The following is a 26,191-nucleotide window of genomic DNA, read 5'->3' as shown; positions in this document are numbered from 1 at the left end:
TTGTATGACAATTATAAAACTCTTTTCTTTTGCTGCGGATACACTCATGGATGCTGTTTTACATCAGTTGCAATTCTCGTTGTCGATCACTGGCCCCATCTGCTTAATGTTGGTCTTGGGCGTTATCTTCAAACGCATTGGGCTTATCAACGACAACTTTATCGAAGTCGGTTCTAAACTGGTGTTTCAGGTCACGCTACCTGCGATGTTGTTCTTGAGTATCGTCGTCTCCGAGCATGATTTCTCTGCGGCTAGCGGCTTCGTCAATTACGGCATTGTTGCCAGCATCGCGTTTTTCATCTTCACTTTTATCTCCGTCAAACTGTTCTTCAAATCATCACCCGACCAAGGCGTTTTAATCCAAGGTGGCTTTCGCGCCAATACGGGCATCATCGGCATTGCGTATGTGGCGAATGCTTATGGTTCACAAGGTGTCGCTCTGGCTGCGCTTTATGTTGCGGTGACCACCTTTATCTATAACGTGCAAGCGGTGATTTGTTTGTCTCCAAAAGGCGCAACGTCTGGCTCTCAAGCCGCCAAAATGATGGTGAGAACCTTAACGCGCAACCCGCTGATCATCGCGATTGTCTCTGGCATGGTGTTTTACCTTTTGTCGATTCCGGTTCCGGATGTGGCGATTGATGCCGGTAACTATCTATCGAAGATGACGCTTCCCCTTGCTCTGCTGTGTACTGGTGGCTCACTTGATTTAAGTTTGATGAAGAAAGAGAAAGGACCGTCTTGGTTTGCTAGCAGCTACAAACTGATCGTTGCCCCTATCGTGATTACCACAGGTGCGTATTTAGTTGGCTTTAGAGGGATTGAGCTTGGCATTCTGTTCTTTATGAACGCCTCTCCCGTTGCGGCAGCAAGCTATGTGATGGCCCGCTCGATGGGAGGAAACTCCGTCTTAGCAGCGAACATCATTGCTTTAACGACCGTGCTTTCAACAGTGACTTGTACCGTAGGGATTGTGATTTTAAAAGCGTATGGCTTGATTTAGAACAGCGATTCTCAATTGGAAAATCGCCGATGAGGGAAAGGATATCAACAAGCAATGCAGGCAAACCTATGCGATAGCACTAAGCAGCTTGTTACGCATGATATTTTCTTGGATTTCTGAATCGTGCAAGTTACAAGTTGAGCACTTCTCTTTGCCTTCAATTTTGTATTTCAGACAGCACGTTTCTCTTCTCACATAGAGCTTTTGAAAACCATTAAAGGTCACCTTTTTTACCGCGTTTAACTCACCACCTTTTGGTGTTACCGCGTTAAATAGGTTTTGCTGCCACTTTGATGCCGCTTGCACATCCAGATCTAACGTGTCATTGGCTAATGGCTGATACGCAAGTTTAGAAAACGCCAAATCGCACGCGTACAAGGCATTACCCCAAAACACTTTCGGGCTGACTTTCTGCTTTTTGTACAACGGCACCAATGGCTCCGAGAGCGTCGTAATGACTTGTGCGAGTTTCTCATCTAAGGCCAGTTCCGATTCCACTTGCATTGCGTTTTCGTTGCCAGCCTCAAGAGCAAAGAAAGGCGTCGCATTCGACACCTCAATGCTTGCGACACGATGGTCTTCACCAATGGTGAGATACAGATCATCAAGTGTTAACTGCAACACACGATCAAACACTACACGGTGACCTACAAGCGACGTGAGCAAAATTGCGTTGAACACTTTCTGCCAGATAGGCACGGCAAATGGCAGCTTTGCCTCAATAGAGTTTGCGTAATCTTGCACAACGGCAGGAAACTCACGCTCAAACCATTCACTGGCTTTAGTGCCTTTCGGCTGTTCAACAAAACGTAAGCGGAAGAAAGGTTCGTGTCGATTCAAGATGGCTTGCTGATCGCTGATACTCAGCGTTTTAACATTCTCAGGCAAAGCCACCAAAGTACGAAACTGATTAAACAGGTTTTCCATTAACGCACTTCCTCACGAACATAAGCTTTTGGTAAACAGTAAACGTAGCCATCAATGACTTCCATTTTTCCTTCCACTTTAAACACCGATTCAAGGGTCGATTCAGTGAGCACATCCAAAGGCGCTCCCTGTTTTAAGATCTGGCCTTTTTTCATTAATACCAGTTCATCGCAGAACTGCGCAGCTTGGCTGAGTTCATGGAGAACATAAACGATGGTTAAGTTGCGTTCCTTGTTCAACTTATCGAGTACTTCGAGTAGCTCGAGTTGGTGACCTAAATCGAGATAACTGGTTGGTTCATCCAGCAATAACCACTGAGCTTCTTGCGCCAAACACATCGCCAGCCAAACGCGCTGACGCTCACCACCCGACAACGTACTCACTACCCGCTTTTCGTAACCAGCCAACCCGACAGAAGCAAGTGACTCAGTAATCACTTCTTGGTCACGTTCACTATTGCCCTGATACCACTTGCGATGAGCAACACGACCAAGCGCAACAAGCTGCTCGACCAAGACACCTTCTGGCGCCGTAGGATGTTGAGGCAGAATCGCAATGTGCTTAGCGAGATCTTTAAGCTTCCATTGGTTAAGCGCTTTACCTTTAAAAGTCACGTCGCCTTTTTTCGCTTTTATCGCACCGGTTAAGGTCTTCATCAGCGTACTTTTCCCACACCCGTTTGGGCCAATGAACGCCGTTACCTTACCTTCTTGAAGACGGATGTTCACATCGTTCAAGATCATCGTATCGTTGTAGCCTGAAGTGAGCGATTGCCCTTCAAGCCCTTTTGAAGATAGGGTCATTATGAGTGTTTCCTTAACAAGAAGAGGAAAAATGGCACACCAAGCAGTGCGGTAATCACGCCCGCTGGAATTTCGGTTGGGAACAACAAGTGTTTGGCTAAAACATCTGAAAGAGCGAGGAAACCAGCGCCGAAAATCAAAGTCGTGAACATGGTTCGCAAAGGATCATTCGCACTGAGCAAACGTGCAATGTGCGGGATCACCAATCCCACAAAACCAATTGGCCCAACAGCTGAGACGGCAGGCGCAGTAATAAAAACTGTGCCTAATAAAATCCCTAAACGCAGCAGAGCACCGTTGATACCAATACCACGCAGAATTGCGTCATCGTAGCGTACCCATTTCAATGGCAAATACACCAAAGCGATAAAGGCTAAACAGGCCAAGAACCAAGGCAGAAGATAACTTACTTGCTCCCAACCTCGGCCATACATACCACCCGCCATCCATTGCAATGCGATGTCGGTTTTACCCTGACCAATAGTGAAGATCAGCGCCGAACTCAATGCGCCAAGAATCGCCGTGATCGCTACACCTGTGAGTAGAGTTAGACTGGTATTTCCGATTCGGCTAACGATCAAAACAGGAATCGCACTGAGCAAACCACCCGCCATTGAAAACAGCAGCAACGCGCTTTCTGTGGTGATATTCCAATTAAACCAAGCGGGCAACAAAATCGCACAAACAGCACCAAGAGAAGCACCAGCGTTCACACCTAAAATACCGCTGTCTGCCAACGGGTTTTTAAGGGTGGTTTGCAGCAATAAGCCTGATACTGCCAGCATCATCCCCGCCATTATCGCCAGCAAAAATCTTGGTAAAGTTAGCGACCAAAATGGGTGGTAAGTACCATGAGCAATAAACAGCTCGCCTGCTTGTCTAAGCTCTGAGTTAGAGGCGATAAACAGTGCAGGAGCGAACACCAGCAAAGCCAAGCAAGGGAATAGGAAACGTGTTTTCATTAATTCCCTCTCAGCTTACGAACAATCAACATAAGAAACCAAGGCGCACCTAATGTCGCGGTAATAACGCCAATAGGAATTTCCAACGGCATAAGCAGGGTTCGAGAAAGGAGATCCGCTGCAGTAACGAGTGCCGCACCAATCACAGCTGCACCGCCAAGTCCCAACCCCATCATGCGAGCTAGATGAGGAGCGACAAGGCCAACAAAACCAACAGGGCCAAATGCACCAACCGCAACCGCAGTAAGCACGACAGAGACAAAGCCAAACGCCAATCTATAACGGTTGATCGCGATACCTAAACCACGAGCAACCGTGTCATCCAGCAGTAAGTAACCACGCTGTCGATGTGTCACCGCAAGCAAGATAAACGCTGGAATGACGGTGTAGATAAGCGGCGTAAACACCGACCAATTCGCGCCCGCGTTACTGCCCGTTAACCAGAAAAACAGTGACTCACTGTCTACGCGATCCGACAGCAGAATGTAGGTCACCGCAGCTTGGCAAAACGCACTTACAGAAATGCCAGCTAACGCCAAACGCGCTGGTGTGACGCCCTGTTTCCAACTGATGGATAAGGTAATGGCACCGCCAAGCAAACCACCCACTACCCCCCAAAACAAAGTTGGCAATGGCAGCAAAAACATGGTCGCCGTCAACACGCTAAGCGCTGCGCCAGACATCACACCGGTCAGATTTGGAGATGCCAATGGGTTACGAACGATGTCTTGCATGAGCGAGCCAGATACCGCCAACGCCGCCCCACCAAAGAGTGCGATTAAGGTGCGAGGTAAACGTAGTTCCCAAAACACTAAAGATGCTTGGCTGCTTGAATCAGAAATCAAAAACGCCATGATCTGCTGGGCATCAAAATAGTAAATGCCACTCGACAAAGACGCATAAACCACAGCTACAAACAAAGCCGTCGCCAAACAGCGAACCATCACCGCACTTGGTTTGGTTATCCTAAGAGCATGAGCCATTGATCACCTCATAAACTCGTTCAACAGAAGGCGCAGGGAAAAGATCGGGATACACTTTGTGGGCGATATCCATCGCAACCCAAATTCGTGAAAGCGGCCCTTCTGGCTCTCGCCATGTCATATCAACCAAGTAAACTCGATTGTTCTTCACCGCTTTTAGGCTTTGCCAAATTTTCGATTCGGTAAATTGTGGCTCGGCGTTCTGGTACATGAAAATCACATCGGGATCGAGTTTCACCAACCACTCAAGACCCACTTGCCCAGAAAAAGGCGTTTTCGTCGCGTACGGCGAGTCACCATTCGCACTTCGGATATTCAATTTTTCCATAAGAGCGACGGACATAAAGTGTGAGTAGTATGCTCGCGGAGTGACGCCAGCACTTGTCAGAAATAAACCAGAAAACTGTCTATTACCGAGATTTGATTGCATTTCATCAAGAAAAGCCTGAAAACACATGTTTAGTGATTTCCCTTGCTCTTCTCGCCCCATTGCCATGCTTGCACGCTCTACCGCAGAAAAACTGTCTTCTAAAGTAATCAAATCAAAACCGAGAGGCGGTGCGATTTCGACGAAGCGCTGATAGTAAGGCTCTAACATTCGCCCCAAACCAACGACCAAATCTGGCTTAACATCGTACAAAGCTTCAAAGCTGGTTCTTGAACGATTACCAAGACTTGGCACGTCATTTAAAGCAGAGAGATAAGGAGGAAATCCACCAGGATAATCGGATACACCAACAGGCTTCTCACCCATTGCCATTACTAGCTCTGCACCAAAAGTAGATACGCTTGCAACACGCGGAAAACGGGTCACATTCGATGTCGATATCGTATGGTCTAGATCATCGACAACTGATGCGTTTAATCCACTTGCATAAGCAAGCTGAATAGACAGAATCTGGCTAATTATTGAAATGATAACGACTGCAGTAAAATTGCTCATTAAATGACAAATGATAATTATTGATATTTACATTACTTCTTTGCGTGCTAGACTACCACGCAATTACGAAGTGCTCAATAATCGCTAGCTAAATCGATTTATTAACCAGTTTATAAAATACAACTTTAGTTGCAGGAAGTTATGAAACTCAAACTATCTAAGCTAAATATTGCAGTGGTAAGTGCAATTACTCTTTCATCTTTCGGTGTTTCAGCAGAAAGTAACGACGAAGTCCAAGCAATGGAAACAATGGTCGTTACCGCAAGCCGTTCTCAACAGCTGCTTAACGACGTTCCTCGCTCTGTGACCGTTATCGACCAAGAACAACTTCAATCTCAGTTAAACCAAAGCCGCAGCATCAACGATGTGCTTTCAACGTTGGTTCCGGGTATGGGTACTTCTGTTCACGGTAACCTGAGCAGCAAAGGTCAAAACCAAATCCGTGGTCGTCGCGTTCTACTATTGATTGACGGCGTTGCACAAAACAACAGCTTCCTAGACTTCGGCCAAGAGTTGTCGGCTATTGATCCACAAAACGTAGAGCGTATCGAAGTTATCCGTGGTGGTTCTGCGGTATACGGCCTTGGCGCACAGGGCGGTATCATCAACGTGATCACCAAAATGCCAGAAGAAGGCGCAGTAGAATACCGCACTAAAGTTGGCACAAGCTTCCAAGAGTTTGGTAGCGATGCGTTCACTTGGAACGTGTACCAAGAAGCGACAGGCGGTGATGAGAAAGATCAATGGCGTTTAGGTTTGGGTTACGAGCAACGTGGCGGCAGCTACGATGCTAATGGTGACCGCCTACCTTCGGTAAATAACGAAGATGACATGGACAACCTAAACGTAAACGGCGTTTGGAACCGTAACATCGACGAAGATCGTTCACTGACTTTGACTGTTGGCGTTCGTAACATCACTGACAACGACGGCTGGTGTGCAGCGAATGGCGACGCGGCCAACGGCAAACCTGCAGAAGCGGTTCACTGTGGCCCAGGTTACAACAACGGCGTTGCAGGCAAAGATGGCGCAAAACCAAATGACGTGACACGTACGTTCGCTAACTACCAAGCTCGTTACCAAGATCTGGGCTTTAGCCTAGGTATGCTAGACGTAACGGGTTACTGGATGGCACAGGACACTGAGACGTTCACGCTTGCGATGAAAGACAAGAACCCAAATTCTCCAACCTTTGGTCAAACGCTATACGGCCACAACGAGACAGATTTTGATCGTTTCGGCGTGAAAGCCAACATCTCTAGCCAAATTGATTGGGCATTCGTGACTTGGGGTATGGACGTTGAACAACAGTCGTTCAAACAGCCAAACAGCGTCGGTTTCTACAACAACACACCGGATGTAGAGCAGTTTGCTATCGCACCATTCGCACAGTTCATCACTGACGTAAGCGATAACACGGTTCTTTCTTACGGTATCCGTTACGAGTACGTACGTCTAAGCGTGGATGATTTCACGGTAGGTAACACGCACAACAATGCAGGTGATCAAGTTCAAGGCGGTGATCCGTACTTTGACGAGTTCCTATTCAACATTGGTGTGACACACGATCTGACCGACAACCACCAGCTGTTTGCATCTTTCGCGCAAGGTATGTCAACGAACGAAGCACTACGTGACATTCGTTCTGGTAACAGCTCAACAGTTGAAGGTGCTATCAAGCCAATTACTACTGACAACTACGAAGTGGGTGTGCGCGGCTTCCTTGGTGAAGCGGACTACTCTCTTGCAGCGTTCTACAGCGAATCTGACCTAGGTTCGACGCTGAACGTAAACGAAGCCGGCGATGCGCTAGAAAGTACTCGTGCACCAGAAAAAGTTTGGGGTGCGGAAGCAACGCTTGGTTACAGCATTCTTGCTAACCTTCGTACAGACAGCACGATCTCTTGGCAAGAAGGTGAGCGTAAACTTAACGAAGACAGCGGTTGGGAACCACTAGACGGCACGCGTATCGCACCATTGAAAGTAACGTCTGTTATCAGTTACGACGCTTACGAATTCGGTCGCTACAACATGACGCTGGTTTACTCAGGCAACCGTGATAAAGAAGATGAAATCACTTCTGGCGCGAAATACGCAGTAGACAGCTACTTCGTTGCAAACGCTGGTGTGGACTACGATCTTCCGTTCGGTACGTTAAGCTTCGCTGTAGAAAACCTATTCAACGAAGACTACATGACGGCGTACGCGCAATCAGAGCGTAACAACTCACGTTACTACAACGCACCGGGTCGCCGCTTCCACTTAAACTACGAAGTGAAGTACTAATCCCTCACCTCGTTAAGATATGAAAAAGCCGAACAGTGATACGCTGTTCGGCTTTTTTGTTTTTGTCTCTGAACAAATCTCAGAAAAACTATTGATTCGGCAATCCGTTGAGAAACTCTTGGAAGCTCGGTGCTTGTACGCGGCTCAGTACCTTTCTCATGTCTTCAATCAAGCTGTCATCAGACCAATCAACACGAATATCAATCGGTGCTTGCGTGTAGCTTTCAATACGAAGCGAAGCCGAATACGTACCGCGCTTATCGCCGCCTGCTTCCAACGCGGCTTCTAGTGCAGTTATGAGCACCTCCGCTAACCTTACTTCGTAGTTCTCATGATATTGAGGTTTGTCCCCTGCTCTCACTTGATCGGCATTCAGCATTGTCTGAGCCATAAATGAATCCGCAAATGCTTCAATAACCGCATCACTTTCTAACATGTTGCCAGCAACGGCGAGATCTTGAAAAGCAAGAGAGCCCACGTGCGCGATGTTCTCTTCACCATTGATAAACGCCGCGTGGCCATGTTTATCCATTACCATGCATTGGCGCTTAGCAAATTCAGCATCGCCCTCTTTCAAACGCTCAACCACATCATGGCAACAAAGCCCTTGGGATAACCATCGCTTAGCGTTGTCGGCATACCAAGGATTGGTAAACAAGCCTTGGGTGGCACACGCGCCAATCCCACGCCAACTGTGGTTTACGTAGCCACCGACGGCAACGCCGCCAGTCGCTGTAATGGAAGCCGATAACCCTGTTTCTGGGTTAACGTGGATAAGTGAAATCGTCATAGATTCTCAATATAAAAGGCGTTAGTAACCAACCATTTGTCCAACAAACAAGGCTACCCAACATAGAACATAAACGAACGCCATGAATGGCATGATAGCTTTGAGCCACTGCTCATAAGACACGCGACCAAGTGCCAACATCGCTAGCGTACCACCAGAAGTCGGTACGATAAGGTTGGTCAGACCGTCACCCACTTGGAATGCGGTGATCATCAGCTGACGGCTCATGCCAGTAAGGTCAGCTACAGGAATTAGGATTGGCATGGTCACCATTGCCTGACCAGAACCCGATGGTACGAATAGGTTAATCACACCTTGCACCACACTCGCAACAATCGCAGAGATAGCAATCGGCATATCTTGAATCAGTGAGCTTAGCGCGTTAACGATGGTATCGATGATTTGCGCTTGGTCGAGTATGATTTGAATCGATGCCGCAACACCAATCACCAATGCGCCTGCGGTTACACCCGATGCACCTTCCATCATTTGCTTAACAATGCCATTGGCGCTTAAGCCGTTGACTGCGCCGATCACAATCGCCATCAATAAGAACAAGCCTGCGATCTCGTTGATGTACCAGCCATTGGCAAATACGCCATAGAGCATCACGCCAAGACCGGCTAGGAATACGCCCAGCGTCAGTTTGTCTTTCTTCTCTAGGTGGTATTCCGATAAATCTTTGCTTAAGCCTTCTGCTGAATCTGGCTCTTTAAACTCCATCTTCGCTACACGAGTACAGATGTAGTATGACAGCAGTGCAAGAGAGGAAATCACCATCGCCGCACGCAGCCAAGCGCCCGAGAAAGTTGGCAGCTCTGCAATACCTTGAGCCACACCGACGGTATAAGGGTTGATTGGTGACAGAGCAAAGCCCACACCGATACCGCCCACCGCCATTACCGTACCGACAAGGCTGGAGTAACCAACCGCCGCAGAAATCAGAACCGCAACCGGAACAAGCGCGATGTTGTTCTCAAAGCCTACCGCCACGCCAAAGAAACCGTAGATAAAGGTGCCGATGGTGATGATCAGATTACGGTTCTTCACACCCGCTTTGTTTACCGCCACACCAATTGCGTTCTCTAATGCTCCGGTGCGTTGCAAGATGTGGAACAAACCACCTGCAATAAATACGATGAACAAGTAAGGCGCCGCACTGATCAAACCTTTCGGAATCGCGACAAAAATATCAAAGAAATGCACCGCTGGAACGTCATTCAGATAGGCAAATGAGTTCGGTACAACCGTGGTTCGGCCATCGACAACAACGCGTGAGAATTCCCCCGCCGGCACAACAAAGGTCAGTAGGTAAGTCGCCACTAAAATCATAAAGATCAGGACCATCGGGTCCGGCATGCTTTTGTACCAAGCCTTTTTCTCTGTCGTCTCCATCTTCTTTGTCATATCCATAACAAAATCTCTCCTTAGTATAGGAATGAAAGCTCACTCGTTTGAGCAATCACGTTTGCAAGCAAAAACCAACACTTGGTTTTAAAAGTAAAAAAGAGGATGAATCCCCACCCTCTCTTGTTTTATTCGCGTGTTATTGATGCTTCATCAGCATGCAGAAATGGTTCAGCACTTCGACTGCGGCCATCAGATCTTTTTGTAGAATCGCTTCATCTGGATGGTGGCTAACCCCATCCGTGCAACGCATAAACAACATCGCAATGTCCGTTAATTCACACACCGCAAGACCATCATGCCCTGCACCACTAAATAAGTGCTTAGCTTCAATATTGGATAGCGAGATCGCCTGAGTCAGTGCCGAGGAAAGCGAATCAGAACAAGTGACAGCCGCTTGCTCGTAAGTCTGTTCGTGGCGATACGCAAGGTTGTACTGCGTCATTAAGGTTTCGATGTTTGCCAGCATTTCTTGTCGTGCGGCAATACGAGAAGCATCATTTGGCGAGCGCAGTTCAATAGTGATGTCCGTTTGCTGAGGAATCACATTCACACCATTCGGGAAGTTGGCAATTTTGCCCACCACACCCACAAGGTCATCTTCACGTTTACACAGTTGGTCGAACATATGAATGACCTGCGCAGCCCCAACTAGCGCATCTTGGCGCATGTCCATTGGCACTGTACCCGCGTGACCAGCTTTCCCTATAACCGACAAAGTATGGCGCTCGATACCGGTGATGGCCGTAACCACACCCACAGGCAAATTCGCTTGCTCAAGTTGCGGGCCTTGCTCAATGTGGAGTTCCACAAAGCCCAACACCTTGTCTTTGTCGTAAGCATCTTGCGCAATAAGTTCTGGATGGCAACCGAATGAAGTCAGTGCTTCACGCATCGTAATACCGTAAGCATCGCGTGCATCCAAAACGCTCGGGTCAAACGTTCCGGCAATGGCTTTTGAGCCAAGTAATGTCGATTGGAATCGTGTGCCTTCTTCATCACTGAAGGCAATCACATCGATATGGAAAGGAAATTCAAATTTATGCTGATGGAAATAATGAACCAAAGCGATAGGTAGGATGACACCTAAAATACCATCGTACTTGCCACCATTTGGCACGGTATCTTGGTGGGAACCAAAGATCAGCGTCTGCGCATTTGGGTTCGGGCTGTGGTAACGACCAATAAGGTTAGCCGCGTTATCCATGCGCACTTCCATGCCAGACAACAACATCCACTCGCGTAGCTTTTCGTTTGCTCTCGCGTGCTCTTCACTGGCACACAAACGTGTCACGCCTTCGCTATCTGGATCATTGGTTTGGCTGCATCGAGCAATATCTTCCAACCATTCCCACGCTAGACTGGCCGTTTCTACAAATTTTTCCATCTTGAATCGCTCTATTTCTAACCATGTTCATTTTTAATTTATCATGATAAATATCAAATGAAAGACATTTATCATGATAAATATCAAATGAAAGACATTTATCATGATAAATAGACTTTTTTGTGAGTGCGATTCGATCGATAATCGGATGGTTTCATAACTAAAACCGTGTTCGTTTTTCAGAAAATGAAAGGCAGAAAACAGGTGACATCCTTTGAATTTCCTTCAAAATTTAATAGGGTCTGTTAACCTTTCGTGCTGATTTTTGCAGCGAGTTGTTGGGTGTTTATACAAGGCAGAGACTTTGATGTGTAGTTAGCCTACATGAGAAGTCGATAACGAAGTAGAAATGGCCAACAAACGCTGCCCAAAGGGTTCGGTTAAAATCGTTTTATGCTTTGTTAAGGAGTATTTGCTTAGAATGACTAGGCGGCACACTCCTTGCCTCGCCTAAAACGATTTTATCTCGAACAAAATTTAACCACGAAAGATCAACAGACCCTAGTTACCGCGAGATAACCCAGCGAGGAAAATGTGGCAAGCAGCGCGAAAGGACGTAGAACTCAACAACTGGCCGAATCGATCAAAACTTGGATCGTCGATCAAGCTTTGCAGCCCGGCGATCGTCTGCCGAGTGAAATCGAAGTCATGGAAACCTTTGATGCTTCCAAAAGCACGGTGCGAGAAAGCATGCGAATCCTTGAAGCACAAGGCATTCTCTCGACCAAGACGGGGCCAAAAGGCGGTGTGTTTGTTAGCGAAATGAGCGAGAACAAAGCTCAGGCACTGCTAAGCAACTACCTGTTCTTCAAAGATGTTTCGATTTCTGACCTGTACCAAATCCGCTTGTCACTTGAACCAGAAATCGCTGCCTCTTTGGCAGGCACATTAACAGAGGCACAGCTTGTCACGCTCGATAAGCAAATCGATAAGTACCAAACACCACCAGAAGACGTATATCAAGAGCGCGAACACCACATTGCATCGATTGAGTTTCACAGCCTCTTAGCCAGTTACTCTGGCAATGAGCTGCTGAAGTTTGTGGTTCGCTTTACTGCGCAGATGCTTACCGAGCTAACGATTTACCGTAAACTGTATGAACCGGGGAACCACAAGCTGTGGCAAACGGGCGTGCAAAGCCAACGTTCACTGGTGGAAGCATTGCGTAAAGGTGACGCGCCAAAAGCCAAGCAAGTAATGGAACAACACATGCTGACCGCGCATCAATTGATGAAGAAGCAAGAAGCTGAAGTGGCGAACCGTTTCCTCACAGAAAGCTAATTGGCTCGCCATCGTTTGAAATACAGAATTAAGCGTGATTGGCTAAGGTCATTTTACGCACCAAACGGAAGAATTCGTCGGACTCTTCTTCCGTCAAACAAGAAAAGAAATCTTGTTTAAGGTTAGTCATGATGCGGTGCACTTTGCGTACCGCTTCTACCCCGTCTTTAGTGAGTGTCAGAATCTTTAATCTCTGATTGGTTTCGCTCTTAGAAACTTTAACAAAGCCTCGTTTCTCTAAGTTATCCACCATACGTTTTGCGACGCTTCGCTCCGTTAGAACCGCATCCGCCAACTCTTGCTGACTCATCGGTTGAAACTCTTCTAACGCCGCCAACGCACTCGCCATTTCCAACGTCATTAAGTCCTGACGCGATAGCTCTGCTTGAGCACGATTGCGGAAGGTTCGGTTCATCACGCTGCACACAAACATCGGGCTTTGATCCAACACGGATATCGGAGAAATCTTCTGATCTTTCATACTTGCCTATTCTACTTTCGGCTTTGTTTTCATTTGGATAGTACTGCGTTTACAAGAGATTCCCGACTACGCTCCTTCGTCGTTTTCGGGAATGACGCGTTGTTGAGTGACATGCTCAATTCAATATTCCGAGCATTCTGATGAGCCTCAGAAACCCTACGTCCGTCATCCTCAAGAGCGAGGGACGAGCGAGTTGGGGATCTCTTTCAACACTCAAATCTCGGTCATTCCGACGAGCCTAAGCGAGATCAGGAATCTAACTGCCACACGCTCTCACTCAATGTTTCACACCAAGTTACAGCACTCGGTGAGCAGATTCTGAATCACGCTCGTCCCTCGCTGTTCAGAATGATGTAAAAAATTAAACATCAAACCCAAACTATCCAATTGAATCCAAAAATAAAGGACGCCGAAGCGCCCTTTTCTTGTACTTATTAGCAATAGTATAACTTAGTCTTTAGCGTTAAGTCCTACTCTTGGCTTGCCGTTGGCTGTGAAGTAGATTCCACTTGCTCTTTTTGTGCTTCTTTTCTTGCGCGGCGGTCGAACAAACGCTCAACCACAACGAAGAACACAGGCACGAAGAAGATACCAAGCAAGGTCGCACTTACCATACCGCCAAGTACGCCCGTACCTACCGCGTTCTGACCTGCTGAGCCTACGCCCGCACTGATCGCTAGCGGCACTACACCAAGACCAAAAGCAAGCGAGGTCATGATGATAGGACGAAGACGAACACGTACCGCGTGCAGCGTTGCTTCAATCAAGCCCGCGCCTTTCTCATAGTATTCCTTGGCGAATTCCACAATAAGAATCGCGTTCTTCGTTGCCAAACCAACAGTGGTCAACAGGCTTACTTGGAAGAATACGTCGTTATCCATGCCGCGAGTCATGACCGCAAGTACCGCACCTAGCACACCTAGAGGCACGACAAGTACAACCGCGAATGGTACTGACCAGCTCTCATAAAGTGCAGCTAGTACAAGGAAGACAACCAGAATCGACAGCGCGTAAAGCATTGGCGCTTGGTTACCTGATAGACGTTCCTCGTAAGAGATGCCGTTCCAGTTCACCGTAAAGCCAGGAGGCAGTTTTTCTACCATGGCTTCAATTTCTGCCATCGCTTCACCAGTACTTACGCCCGGAGCCGCGCCACCTTGGATGTTCATCGCTGGTAGACCGTTAAAGCGTTGCAATAGCGGAGAACCGTAAGTCCACTCACCCGTTGCGAATGCCGAGAATGGCACCATTTCACCTTGTGAGTTACGCACGTACCATGAGTCGAAATCTTTCGGCTGCATGCGGTGCTCTGCGTCACTCTGTACCATTACCTTTTTCACGCGTCCGCGGTCGATGTAATCGTTGATGTACGCACCACCCCATGCCGAAGCTAGGATTTGGTTTACATCGTTGATGCTCACATCAAGCGCACGCAATTTTACGTGGTCGATATGAACTTGGTACATCGGCGCATCTGCCTGACCGTTAGGGCGCACGCCTACCAGTTTCGGGTTCTGTGCTGCCATACCTAGGATTTGGTATTGAGCCGCTACCAATGCTTCATGACCGTTACCGGTTGAGTCTTGTAGGTAAAAGTCGAAACCGGTCGCGTTACCCAACTCTTGAATCGCTGGTGGTGCAAACGCAAACACCATTGCTTCTTTAATCGTTGAGAAGTAACCCATCGCACGACCTGTCAGCGAAGCCGCATCTGAACCCGGTGCTTCACGTTCTGACCAATCTTTCAGACCGATAAACGCCATACCCATGTTCTGACCTTGACCCGCGAAGCTGAAGCCCGCTACCGAGAACACTGACGCAACGTTGTCTTTCTCTTCTTCTAGGAAGTAGTTACGGACTTTCTCTAGTGTCTTTTCAGTCTGCTCTTGAGTCGAGTTCGGTGGCAAAATTGCCATTGAGAACACCGTACCTTGGTCTTCATCCGGTAGGAACGATGTTGGTAGGTTCATGAACAACCAACCTGCACCCGCACTCATTGCCGCGAATACCAACAGCATACGACCAGTGCGTTTTAGCATTTTCGCTACGCCCGCTTCGTAGCCCGCCGTTGCCGCATCAAACTTACGGTTGAACCAGCCAAAGAAGCCTTTCTTATCCGAAAATTCTGCATCGCCTTTTTTCAGCAAGCTCGCACAAAGTGCCGGAGTAAGAATGATCGCCACCAATACCGATAGCGTCATCGCCGCCACGATGGTGATAGAGAACTGACGATAGATAACACCGGTTGAGCCAGACATGAACGCCATCGGTACGAATACCGCAGACAGCGTCAGACCAACACCCACTAGTGCGCCAGTGATCTGCCCCATTGACTTCTTCGTTGCTTCTTTTGGATCGAGACCGTCTTCGTGCATTACACGTTCCACGTTCTCAACCACAACGATCGCATCGTCCACCAGCAAGCCGATTGCCAGAACCATCGCAAACATGGTTAAGGTGTTAACACTAAAGCCTGTCGCGTAAAGGATCGCAAACGTACCCAGCAATACCACCGGAACCGCAATCGTTGGGATGATCGTCGCACGGAAGTTCTGCAAGAACAGGTACATGATCAAGAATACCAACACGATCGCTTCAAGCAGTGTCTTGATTACTTCTTTGATCGACGCATCAACGAATGGCGTTGTCTCAAACGGGTAAGCGATCTTCAAACCGTCTGGGAAAGTCGCACTTAGCTGACCAAGGCGTTCTTTTACTGCTTCTGCCGTTTCTAGCGCGTTCGCACCAGTACCAAGCGAGATACCAAGACCTGCCGCAGGGAAGCCGTTGTACTGACCTTTGATGTCGTAGCTTTCTGCACCGCGCTCAACACGCGCCACGTCTTTCAGGTAAACGTTCGAACCGTTCGCTTCTGATTTCAGAATGATGTTTCTAAATTCAGCCACACTGGTTAAACGACTTGCTGAAGAAATCGTCGCGTTAAGCAACTGACCAGACTGAGCAGGTGCTGCGCCTAACTGACCAGAAGAAACCTGTGCGTTCTGTTCACGAATCGCGTTCGCAACGTCGATTGCTGTTAGGTTGAACTGAGTAAGTTTGAACGGGTCTAGCCAAACGCGCATTGCGTATTGAGAACCAAACGCTTGCACTTGACCTACACCCGTTACACGGCTGATTGGATCTTGAATATTGGTAACAACAAAGTCACCGATGTCGTTTTCTGTGAATTCAGGGTCTTCAGAGTAAACCGCCACAACCATTAAGAATGAGGTGTTGGATTTGTTTACGATGATACCTTGGCTTTGTACTTCCATCGGAAGTGACGTCATTGCCAATTGCAGCTTGTTCTGCACCTGAACTTGCGCGATATCTGGATCCGCTTCGCTATCAAACGTCAGCGTAATGGTTGCGTTACCAAACGCATCACTGCTTGAGTTTAGGTAGCGTAGGTAGTCCAGACCCGTCATGTTTTGCTCGATAACCTGAGTCACTGAGTCTTCTACGGTTTTCGCAGAAGCACCAGGGTAACGGGCATTGATTGAGATCGTGGTCGGTGAAATCGTCGGGTATTGAGAAACCGGCAAGTTGAACAGGGACATTACGCCCGCCAACATAGTCAGAATCGCAAGTACCCAAGCAAATACCGGACGATCGATAAAGAATCGTGCCATGATTATGCCTGCTCACCTGATTGAATGGTCACTGGGTTACCCGGCTGCACCATCTGCAGACCAGTCGTGATGACTTTATCACCCACTTTCAAGCCTTCTGTGATGCGCCATTGGTTACCAATAGACTCAGCAGTCGTCACTGGAGTGATAGACACTTTGTTGTCCGCATCCACAGTCATGACTGAGGCTTTGCCCGTTGCGTCACGCGTTACTGTGTTTTGTGGGATAAGAATCGCCACAGGGTCCACACCTACCGTTACCGTTGCGCGCACGAACATGCCCGGTAGCAGTAAGCCATCTGGGTTCGCGAATTCTGCACGTAGCGTTACGCTGCCCGTGCTTTCGTCTACGTTCACTTCAGTAAACTTCATGGTGCCTTTGTGTGCGTAAGTCGAACCGTCTTCAAGCGTTAGTGTCACTTGAGCGGATTCGTCTTTTTGCAGATGGCCTTGTGACATCGCTGCTTTCAAACGGAGTAATTGAGCAGAAGATTGCACGATATCAACATTGATTGGGTCTAGCTGTTGGATGGTCGTTAGCGTCGCCGCTTGGTTTGCCGTTACCAGCGCACCCGCCGTTACGTTAGACTTGCTAATCACACCGCTAATTGGCGCTTTCACTTGTGCGTAAGACAGATTGATCTTCGCCGTGTTGATTCTCGCTTTCGCTACCAACACTTGCGCTTTCGCTTCTTTGTAAGCCGCTTCTGCTTCATCTAGATCTTGTTGGCTGATCGACTTCTTAGTGATCAACGCACGGTAACGACGAACCGTTGAGTACGTTGACTCTTCCGATGCTTGAGCACGGATCAGTTCAGCTTCTGCGCTTAATAGGTCTGCTTGGAACGTAGAATCGTCGATCTGGTAAAGCGATTGACCTTTCTCAACCACACCACCCTCTTCAAAATTACGCTCAGAAATAATACCCGTTACCTGTGGGCGAACTTCTGCTTCTTTAAACGCTCGGCTGCGGCCTGGCAGTTCTACTGTTAGCGCTTGGCGAACAGGTTCTACCGTCAATACCATCACTTCTGGTGTCGGCGCTGGACCACCTTGCGCTTGTCCTTCTTGGCTCTGTTCACACCCGACCAATAATAGGCTCGACGCAATCAAGAGCGATAGCGTGGTTCTACGTGTCATGAAAATTCTCTCTTCCTAACTAAAACAACGTGACTCAATAAAAAGTCAGCAAATATTAGTCGGGATGATAATTATTCAATGTTGTACATACAACAAAATTTAACGTTCTTTACGATAGACAAAAATGTTTATTCGAAAGCTGTCGTTGATCTCTCAATTTGAACGCTTTTTGATTGGAAAAATAAATTTTCTGTGAGCAATCGAAATCAGATTTTTCTTAATAAAAACAGTAAAAAAGAGTAGACAAAACCAGAGAACTCGTGACAAAGCAAACCAATTAGTAGGAGATCTTGCTAATGCAGATAAAAAGAAAGTTTATTAAAAAACGTGAGAATAAGTGAAAAAATAGGACTTTACACTTGTTTAACATTGCATCATTAATTGAACATTTAAAGCACGCTTTGATTAAATAAATTGCAAATATAGGCGTTGATTTCCGTATTTATTACCCTATAATTCGCTCCCCTAAAACAGCCTGATATACGAAATAAGTTGGTTATGAAAAACAACAATAGAATAGTATTAGGGAAATTCACATGGGACAGGACGACTCACTATTTACTGCCCTCCCTTTTGAGTGGCAAAACAGAAGAGCAAGACACAGTTAAGCTCACCAATAAACAAAAAGCGTTATTGAACTGCCTCGTTGATGCGCACCCAAACACGATCAGTAATAAAGAGATCATTCAGCAGGTTTGGGGTTATGAGCATATCTCACAAGAGAGCTTGCCGCAGCTGATAAATCGCACCCGACGCACATTAGAAGATAACGATAAATCGATTCTCATCAACGTCCCTGGTGTTGGCTATTCATTAAACTTCGCTGCTGCTGAGCAAGAAAAGTTGGTTTCTGAAGCACTAATTGAGCCGAAGCAAGAAACGCTTCCAATGAGTGTTATCAAAACGGGTCAAAGCCAAGGTTTATGGTGCCTTCTGCTCGCAGCATTGCTGGTGCTAACAGTCTTCAACCTTTATGAAACGGCGAAAGCACTGTATTACAAGCACGACTTTGAACAAGTACTAAGAGCCAAAGCTTACCCAGAAATAAAACGTTCCGATGACGGAAAAACGATAGTGACAATTAACAACCATGAATGCATTTATCACAAAGATCAGCTTTTACTTCAATGCCCATAAATTCAAAGTATTGATAGCATTGGTTGTGTTCAACGGCATTCTCTTGTTCACTGCACACCAGTCAAAAGTTCAACTGTTTGGCAAGGTAGAAGCGATGCAATATAGGTGGACGACCTATACTGAACTCTACAAAGATCACATTGAGACTCGGAATCATTACTCACCGATCGGTGGTGCTGTGACAGACTTTCAAGCGCTTGACTATCAATATGAATATTCAAAGTCTAAGGGAAACGAATACATTGTATTGAGTTACGAAAAGCCGGTGACCATGCGCCACAATCGTATCTACTATCTAGATGAACAATGCAGTTTGCTCTTTTTTGGCAGAGCGGAGCGAACCCTAAAAAACATGGGATTTAGATGCTTATACTGATGCTATTCGCTTCTAAAGAAACTGACAAAAAGGCACCTTTGATAATCAAAGGTGCCTTTTTCATTTCGGATAGAGCGTAATGGGTATAACGCTGTTTTATACGCGGAACTGGCTGACTTGCTTGTCCAACTGTTGTGTCTGCTCAGACAACATAGACAATGACTGCTGTGCTTGAGTCACTACATCCACAATAGACGTGCTGCTGTCTGCAATACCTTGAACGTTGCTGTTCACTTCATCACTCACTGAGCTTTGTTGGCCTGCTGCTGTCGCAATGTGTGTGTTCATCTCGTTCATTCGTGCGATCGCGTTTAGGATTTCAGCCAAGGATTCTGTCGCTAAACCTGCCGATTGAATGGTGTCTTCGCTACTGGTTTTACTGCCCTGCATCACTTCCACCGCTTGAGCAGCACCTGCTTGTAGCTTCTCAATCATGGCTTGGATCTCGCCCGTGCTCTTTTGAGTACGGCTCGCTAGGGAACGAACTTCATCTGCCACAACAGCAAATCCACGACCTTGCTCACCAGCACGCGCTGCTTCAATCGCCGCGTTCAATGCCAACAAGTTAGTCTGCTCTGCAATGCCACGGATAACATCCAATACCGAAGCAATGTTGCTTACGTCATTGTCTAGTGTGTTGATAACTTGACTTGCACTTTCAATCTCACCCGCAAGGTCACGAATTGCTGCGACGGTCTGCTCCAAAATCACATTGGTATTCGACAACTCTTCGTTCGCGGTTTGGCTTGCCAATGCAGCTTCTGTTGCGCTATCACTCACGTTACGACTCGTCACCTGCATTTCATGAACAGCTGCGGCAACGGCTTCACTGTCTCGCTGTTGACCTACCGTTGAATCTGCGATGGTCGAAGTCAAGGCGTTTAGGTTATTCATTTCCTGACGCAATGTGTTTGAGCTTTCTACCACTTGTGACACCGTTGCTTGGATCTTAGTGACGAACTGGTTAAAGCCGCCAGCCAGTAGACCAATTTCATCTTGAGAATTGATGCTGATGCGCTGACTTAAATCCCCTTCTCCAGACGCAATTTGTACCATCGCCTCTTTGATGTCATTGATTGGCTTCACTACTGTTTTAAGCAACAACACCACCATGCCAAGTGCCGCTAGAATTACGATCGCAATGCCTGCTTCTAAAATGACTTCTGCACGAAACGCGGCTGCCGCGATGTCTGTTTTAAGCGTATTTTGCTTTGCTTCAATCGCGTCTTTCACTACGTTCAATTGATCGCGAACCGCACCAAATTGGCGTTCAAATTCAGCTTTGTTTGATTCGTAGTAGTTTACCCACTGTGATTGTGGCTTGCTGATCATTGCCTCATAACTTTGCAGCCATTGTTCACCCGTTGAGACCAACTGTTGAACTTCACTACCGTGACTACGGGGCAGAACACCTTGATCAGAAAGTGACATGACTTTCTTCATGCGAGGCAGAGCTTTGTAGGCGTTGTCTTTGTATTCAAACAAGTGGTGATCGATTTCTGCTTGAGTCTGTGCCAATGCCAGACCTTGAATCGCAGAAGTCGCTTGATACAGGTCGCGATACGCATCTTCAAGAGTGAATAAGCTTGGAATAACTTGGTCATTGAGCGTGTCACTAAGCTCAGTCTGTTTCCACATGGTGAGAACATTCAATACTGAACTTACCGTGAGTAATACAATCATCAAAGACAGCGGGAGAACTATCTTCTGCTTGATGGAAAGGTTGTTGAACATGAATAGATACCTTTGTTTTATTGTTCAAATCACCGTCGAGTGTATCAAACAAAAGGCGTATAAAATTGCTTATACAGTTCAACGTCCTCTAATTATTTTTGTCTTTTCGACTAATATTTTAGATTCAACAAATAACTGATTTATCAGACGATTTTTCTAGGAAGCAAGGTCACACAACTTCAGTCGTTACAGTTCGATATGCCTTGATTAGATTGGAACGTCTCCATCATGGGTTCGATTTGAACATTACCCCACATAACGAAGCCAAAGCACAATAAGGGGAACAACAGATGAATAAGGGATTTGAACGTACCGAGCTTGCCGCGTTGAATCACAGTGGGTCTGAATACCTTAACGCCTTTTGGTGGGAACTGACCTTCGATCAAACCACGTACGCCAAGTGGCAACATCAATACCGCAGTAAGTAAAAACACGGACACTGGCACCCAAAAGAACAATATGTGAACCAAAAGTTCTAAGCCTGATATACCGAACATTTGAGAACATTCCGGCGCTTCGACGACTGCTTGCAGCAGAGACTCTCCGTTAAACTTAAACAGCACGCCAACTAGAAGGCCAAATACACCAGCGATAGCGATTCTGATGATCTTTTCTTTCTTGTTGTACTGCGGTGCGTATTCCTTCATGCCCTTTCCTATCAAGATAAAAACCGTGAGAGTCAGCTTAAGAATGGCACGCCAGAGCGCAAATGTGTGCTTGGCTTTTGGGACACACAATGGTGAATAATGAAACAGAAAGAAAACAGCCTCAATATCGCTATTGAGGCTGCTGGAAAGTTCACGAGTCCGGTTTAATCGTCGAACAACAAGTTGATTGCAATTGCCATCAAAACTAAGCCTGAGATTGGCAGTAAAACACCTAATGGCGAGCGCTCAATGTAAGGCAGATTCTCTGCAATCAATAAGCCCCACTCAGGTTCTGGCGGCTTAACGCCAAGTCCGATAAAACTCAGAGACGTCAGGCTGAGCGTAATGTACGGCAAACGCAAAAACGCGTGACGAATCAATGGCGGCAGCACATAAGGCAACAAGTAGTAACGGAGAACTCGCCACTGACTGGTTCCCCAAATGGGCGCAAGATGCGTATAAGGCTGCGCTTTGGCTTCCATCAACAAGCTCGCGCAGTGCGCCGCTAATGGTGCCCACGACACCATAACAATCGCAATCAAGGCACTGTTTGGGTTCATCCCCGTTAGACCAGCGATCAGCAGACCCGCCACAATGTATGGCACACCTTTGGTGATCTCAATTAAGCCTTGGCTATAACGAGTCACGAAGCCAAGTAGCAAACCAATCACCAAACTTAGGAACGTCGCGATGATACCCATTTTGATTGTCGACATCATACCGCCGCCAACACGAGCAAGCAGATCTCGACCAACGGCGTCGGCACCAAACGGTGCTGCTAAGCTTGGCAATTCAAGGCGGGTAAAATGGATGGTGTAAGGATCGCGCATTAACGCCCATCCTGCACAACCAATCAGCAAGGCAAAGATCGTGGCACTGACGATACGTTTGGTGGTGTTTTGGGTAAAACGGAACGTGCTGTGACTGCTGATCAACTTGCCACTCGTGACACTGTGCCCGAGTAACCAGCGTTGCAATAAGATGCTCGCACTGCTAATCAACATAGAGAACACCAGCAACACCAACAAGCCACCTTGCAGCATCGGCAGATCTTGTGACTTCGCTGCGCCTAAGATCAATCGTCCGATACCCGGAATGGAAAACACTTGCTCCACAGCAACCGCGCCGCCAGTCAAACCAATCACCGTCATTGCGATTTGAGGAATCAAGTTACTAACGGCACGCCACAAGGCAAAGCGTAAGATTTGAAACTTACTGACGTTCGCCGATAGCCAAGTGATCACCCAAGGCTCATCTAGTACACGCTTGAGGCTGTCATTGAGCAAGCGCCCGAACAAGCCAGCAGCAGGCAATGCCATTGCCAAACTGGGTAGCCAGAGGTTTTGCACACCTTGCCAACCATAAGGCGGGAACCAGCCCAACCAGATGGAAAACACCATGATCAGCAACGAAGCAATCACGTATTCAGGCAATGAAACCAACACCGAACTGAGCGTGTCATGATGTTTGTCTAAGCGATTCTGTTGCCAACGACGCACAGTGTAAAGCATGCTCGCCATGCACATTACAAATGCCATTCCTAGCGCTGTAAGCATCAGTAATAGTGACGTTTTTGCAGTTTGTTGAACGCTCTCCATCACGGATGCACCGCTCACCCAAGAGACACCTAAGTCACCTTGCATGACAAGCGTCAACCAATCCCACAATCGCTCAACAGCACTGCGGTCAAGTTGAAGATCTTCTCGAATTGCTTGCAGAGCTTCTGCCGTCAGCAATTGTTGAGCACCCGCACGAGCACGGAGGATTGATTGGCTTGGATCGATACCTGCAATATCCGGCATCAAACCCACCAGCACAACCACTACCCCGAGTGACAGGAAGCGCGACAAAAACCGCGTAAACCATTCAGGCATACAAGCGCTCCAACGAGAGCGCATGTTGGCAACAGACGACATCGAGTTAGTTTACCTCAGTAAACTGGTCGATCAGGCGACGCTCGCGTGGGTCACGTTGTGCATTCTTCACGCGGTCACTCTCACCTTGGATTACTCGCTCGTGCAGCAGTGGAATCACAGCGTATTGCTCAAGGATTTTGCTTTCTGCTTCGATGATCGCTTGTTGGCGTTTCTCACCCAAAGGCTGACGATCAGCGTGTTTCAATGCTGCGTCCACTTCTTCAGAGCAGAACTGACCTAGGTTGTAAGAACCTTTACAGCTAAAGTCACTTTGCATGTACGCGACTGGATCACCAGAATCCAGCACTGTTGCACGTGACAACAAGAACGCATCGAACTTACCTGCTAGTGCATCGTTTTCGATTTGTGCGTATTCACGAACGTCTAGTTCAACCACAAAGCCAGCCGCTTCAAGTTGTTGCTTTAGCAACACCGCCACTTCTGGCAACTCAGCACGGTCGGTAAATGTACCGATGGTGATCTTCTCACCGTTCGCGTGGCGCATTTCCATGGTTTCCATACGAGGGTTCGCATCACGAATTGGTTGAGCCCATGCTAATGCTGGACCTAACAGACCTTTCGCTGAATCGGCGTGGTTCTCGTAAACCGTTTTGATGATTTGCTCACGGTTAACCGCTTGAGCCGCTGCTTTACGCAAACCGAACTGGCTAAACACTTCTGATTTGTTGTTTAGGTAAAGCGTGTTGGTACGTGGCATTGCGACTTCGTGCAGCTGTGAAGATTCCATCATCGCGATTTGTGATACAGGAACCGCTTCAACTACATCCGCCTCACCGGTACGCAGCGCTGCAGCACGAGCAAAACCGTTTGGTACGTATTCAGCAAAGATACTGTCTACTTTTGCTTTTTCACCCCAGTAACCGTCAAAACGCTTCAGTTTTGCGCTGGTTGTCCCGTTGATTTCTGTCAGAACGAATGGCCCCGTACCCGCATTGATTGGCACAACACGACCGTTTTCTTGGTATGCAGCACCAGAAAGGATCGCTAACTGTGGGCTAGATAGACGGCTTGGCAACAATGGATCGTTAAAGGTCGTTTTGATTTCAACAGTGAAGTCGTCCAATGCGCGAACTTGCCATTCGATACCATCCAAAATACGTGGTTTTGGTGCGGCATCTAATGCTTTTTGTAGAGAGTTCACAACCGCGTTGGCATCAAGGTCAGAACCATCGTGGAATTTCACGCCCTTACGTACCGTAAATTGCCACGTCATCGGGTCAACTTGTTCCCACTCTGTTGCCAGCATAGGCTCTGCTACCGACTGATCGTTTAGGTTCACCAGCGTTTCTGCCGTGCTCCAACGTGATAGTTTGAACGCGTCATCTGAAAGTGGTGACAAACCTGTGCGTGGTGGCTGCATCATGGCAACGCGAATTTCCGTTGCTTGCGGTGCAGCTGCTTTTTCCGCTTCTGGCTTGCTTTCGCCAGAGTCAAAACAACCCGTCAGCAATGCGCTTAAAGCCAGCGACAAAGCTAACTTGGGAGTACTAAGGTGCATAAGAAACCTCTCCAATGGTTTTTGTGAATTCATTACTTTTGTGTTGAGCGCTCATCAAGGCTCTCGTGATCAAGTGCGATGGGTTATTTGTCACGTTCTGTGCTGTGCCGTGCTCGACAACACGTCCTTTGTCTAACACTAGGATTTCATCGCATAGGGTTTGTGCCGCATCGAGGTCATGCGTCACCAAAATCAGGCGCATCTGACGACTTTTTTGAATGCCTGCCAACAGGTCAAGAATCTGTTTACGACTGACGGGGTCTAAGCTGCTGGTTGGCTCATCGGCAACCAAAACACAAGGCTCCACAATCAAAGCTCTGGCGATAGCCACACGTTGCGCTTGCCCAACCGATAACTGCTGCGGGTTACGCTCCAACAATGTGAGATCTAAACCGACATCCGCCAAAACCTTTTCCACCTTCTCGTTAAGCTCTTGCGTCAAACCAATATTGCTTAGCGGCTCCAGTAAGATCTGACGAACGGTGTAATACGGATTCAAGCTCGATTGTGGCTCTTGCGGAATCAGTTGAATGTGCTGACATAACTCTTGGCGCTGCTTAGCCGAGCTACGCGATAGCGGATAACCACACACATACACTTCACCAGATGTGGGTTTACGAAGACCAAACAGAAGTTCAATCAAGGTCGATTTACCCGCACCAGAAGGACCAACAATCGCAATGTTCTTTGTGTCGATGGCAAGATCCAATTGTTCGAGCGCTTTGAACGGTTTGCCCCCTAACCAACTCGGTTTGGAGTAATAGTGAACACTGGCTTGCTCAAAGCGAACTTCCGCCGATTTAGGCTGCGTGTGCCCGCTCAAGTTGTGCTTAGTCAA

At 47.4% G+C, this 26,191-nt stretch carries 20 protein-coding genes; 4 read left to right on the top strand and 16 right to left on the bottom strand.

What is annotated here, in order from left to right; genetic code table 11:
* The first annotated feature begins 46 nt into the window (after positions 1 to 46).
* A complete protein-coding gene (locus tag ATB78_RS05445) occupies positions 47 to 1,003 on the top strand; it encodes an AEC family transporter (protein ID WP_020195677.1) in 957 nt (318 codons plus the stop codon).
* Positions 1,004 to 1,069: 66 nt separating this feature from the next.
* Here the strand turns inward: ATB78_RS05445 and ATB78_RS05440 are convergent, their stop codons facing one another.
* The 5 genes from ATB78_RS05440 to ATB78_RS05420 are packed head-to-tail and all read right to left on the bottom strand — an operon-like array spanning position 1,070 to position 5,621.
* On the bottom strand, positions 1,070 to 1,930 hold the full coding sequence (locus tag ATB78_RS05440) for a (2Fe-2S)-binding protein (RefSeq protein ID WP_061008038.1): 861 nt from the start codon (positions 1,928 to 1,930) through the stop codon (positions 1,070 to 1,072).
* Entirely contained in the window at positions 1,930 to 2,733 is an 804-nt protein-coding gene (locus ATB78_RS05435) for an ABC transporter ATP-binding protein (protein ID WP_009705685.1), read from the bottom strand. The genes ATB78_RS05440 and ATB78_RS05435 overlap by 1 nt, the downstream gene beginning before the upstream one ends.
* A complete protein-coding gene (locus tag ATB78_RS05430; RefSeq protein WP_061008037.1) occupies positions 2,733 to 3,695 on the bottom strand; it encodes an iron ABC transporter permease in 963 nt (320 codons plus the stop codon). Before ATB78_RS05430 ends, ATB78_RS05435 begins: the two co-directional genes overlap by 1 nt.
* Complete coding sequence (locus tag ATB78_RS05425) at positions 3,695 to 4,678, bottom strand: iron ABC transporter permease (protein ID WP_061008036.1); 984 nt, start codon at positions 4,676 to 4,678, stop codon at positions 3,695 to 3,697. The genes ATB78_RS05430 and ATB78_RS05425 overlap by 1 nt, the downstream gene beginning before the upstream one ends.
* Positions 4,662 to 5,621: an ABC transporter substrate-binding protein gene (locus ATB78_RS05420; protein WP_061008035.1), complete on the bottom strand. Its 960-nt coding sequence runs from the start codon at positions 5,619 to 5,621 to the stop codon at positions 4,662 to 4,664. Before ATB78_RS05420 ends, ATB78_RS05425 begins: the two co-directional genes overlap by 17 nt.
* Positions 5,622 to 5,762: 141 nt before the next feature.
* Between ATB78_RS05420 and ATB78_RS05415 the strand changes: the two genes are divergently transcribed.
* Positions 5,763 to 7,907 (top strand): TonB-dependent receptor, encoded by a 2,145-nt coding sequence (locus ATB78_RS05415; protein ID WP_039987915.1) that lies wholly within the window; start codon positions 5,763 to 5,765, stop codon positions 7,905 to 7,907.
* 88 nt (positions 7,908 to 7,995) lie between these two features.
* Here ATB78_RS05415 and ATB78_RS05410 read toward each other — a convergent pair whose 3' ends face one another.
* The 3 genes from ATB78_RS05410 to ATB78_RS05400 all read right to left on the bottom strand — a co-directional run bounded on the left by ATB78_RS05410 (position 7,996) and on the right by ATB78_RS05400 (position 11,491).
* Positions 7,996 to 8,697 (bottom strand): DUF1028 domain-containing protein, encoded by a 702-nt coding sequence (locus ATB78_RS05410; protein ID WP_061008034.1) that lies wholly within the window; start codon positions 8,695 to 8,697, stop codon positions 7,996 to 7,998.
* A 21-nt stretch (positions 8,698 to 8,718) separates the two neighbouring features.
* Positions 8,719 to 10,110 (bottom strand): TIGR00366 family protein, encoded by a 1,392-nt coding sequence (locus ATB78_RS05405; RefSeq protein WP_005437061.1) that lies wholly within the window; start codon positions 10,108 to 10,110, stop codon positions 8,719 to 8,721.
* Between the two features lie 133 nt (positions 10,111 to 10,243).
* Entirely contained in the window at positions 10,244 to 11,491 is a 1,248-nt protein-coding gene (locus tag ATB78_RS05400; protein WP_061008033.1) for a M20 family metallo-hydrolase, read from the bottom strand.
* A 534-nt stretch (positions 11,492 to 12,025) separates the two neighbouring features.
* Between ATB78_RS05400 and ATB78_RS05395 the strand changes: the two genes are divergently transcribed.
* Positions 12,026 to 12,772 carry an FCD domain-containing protein gene (locus ATB78_RS05395; protein WP_061008032.1) on the top strand — a complete coding sequence of 249 codons (747 nt, stop codon included), beginning with the start codon at positions 12,026 to 12,028 and terminating at the stop codon, positions 12,770 to 12,772.
* Positions 12,773 to 12,800: 28 nt separating this feature from the next.
* On the opposite strand, the gene ATB78_RS05390 is transcribed toward ATB78_RS05395, so the two are convergent.
* From ATB78_RS05390 to ATB78_RS05380, 3 genes are all read right to left on the bottom strand, one after another.
* The gene (locus ATB78_RS05390; protein WP_061008031.1) at positions 12,801 to 13,253 is read right to left on the bottom strand and encodes a MarR family transcriptional regulator; all 453 of its coding nucleotides are present in this window, start codon (positions 13,251 to 13,253) and stop codon (positions 12,801 to 12,803) included.
* A 470-nt stretch (positions 13,254 to 13,723) separates the two neighbouring features.
* Positions 13,724 to 16,885 (bottom strand): efflux RND transporter permease subunit, encoded by a 3,162-nt coding sequence (locus tag ATB78_RS05385; RefSeq protein ID WP_009707045.1) that lies wholly within the window; start codon positions 16,883 to 16,885, stop codon positions 13,724 to 13,726.
* Between the two features lie 2 nt (positions 16,886 to 16,887).
* Positions 16,888 to 18,024: an efflux RND transporter periplasmic adaptor subunit gene (locus tag ATB78_RS05380; protein WP_061008030.1), complete on the bottom strand. Its 1,137-nt coding sequence runs from the start codon at positions 18,022 to 18,024 to the stop codon at positions 16,888 to 16,890.
* Positions 18,025 to 18,522: 498 nt separating this feature from the next.
* Here ATB78_RS05380 and ATB78_RS05375 point away from each other — a divergent pair, with 498 nt between their 5' ends.
* Positions 18,523 to 19,161 (top strand): winged helix-turn-helix domain-containing protein, encoded by a 639-nt coding sequence (locus ATB78_RS05375; protein WP_061008029.1) that lies wholly within the window; start codon positions 18,523 to 18,525, stop codon positions 19,159 to 19,161.
* 472 nt (positions 19,162 to 19,633) lie between these two features.
* On the opposite strand, the gene ATB78_RS05365 is transcribed toward ATB78_RS05375, so the two are convergent.
* The 5 genes from ATB78_RS05365 to ATB78_RS05345 all read right to left on the bottom strand — a co-directional run bounded on the left by ATB78_RS05365 (position 19,634) and on the right by ATB78_RS05345 (position 26,191).
* A complete protein-coding gene (locus tag ATB78_RS05365; protein ID WP_061008027.1) occupies positions 19,634 to 21,271 on the bottom strand; it encodes a methyl-accepting chemotaxis protein in 1,638 nt (545 codons plus the stop codon).
* Positions 21,272 to 21,450: 179 nt separating this feature from the next.
* The gene (locus ATB78_RS05360) at positions 21,451 to 21,918 is read right to left on the bottom strand and encodes a hypothetical protein (RefSeq protein ID WP_061008026.1); all 468 of its coding nucleotides are present in this window, start codon (positions 21,916 to 21,918) and stop codon (positions 21,451 to 21,453) included.
* A 164-nt stretch (positions 21,919 to 22,082) separates the two neighbouring features.
* Positions 22,083 to 23,792, bottom strand: a complete 1,710-nt coding sequence (locus tag ATB78_RS05355) for an ABC transporter permease subunit (RefSeq protein WP_179946995.1) — start codon at positions 23,790 to 23,792, stop codon at positions 22,083 to 22,085.
* Positions 23,793 to 23,838: 46 nt separating this feature from the next.
* Complete coding sequence (locus ATB78_RS05350) at positions 23,839 to 25,353, bottom strand: ABC transporter substrate-binding protein (RefSeq protein ID WP_061008025.1); 1,515 nt, start codon at positions 25,351 to 25,353, stop codon at positions 23,839 to 23,841.
* Positions 25,343 to 26,191 carry a dipeptide/oligopeptide/nickel ABC transporter ATP-binding protein gene (locus tag ATB78_RS05345; RefSeq protein ID WP_061008024.1) on the bottom strand — a complete coding sequence of 283 codons (849 nt, stop codon included), beginning with the start codon at positions 26,189 to 26,191 and terminating at the stop codon, positions 25,343 to 25,345. Before ATB78_RS05345 ends, ATB78_RS05350 begins: the two co-directional genes overlap by 11 nt.

Source organism: Vibrio sp. CUB2, assembly GCF_001557945.1.
GTDB lineage: Bacteria > Pseudomonadota > Gammaproteobacteria > Enterobacterales > Vibrionaceae > Vibrio > Vibrio owensii.
The sequence above is the reverse complement of the archived record's forward strand: the minus strand, read 5'-3'. Positions and strand labels throughout refer to the sequence as shown.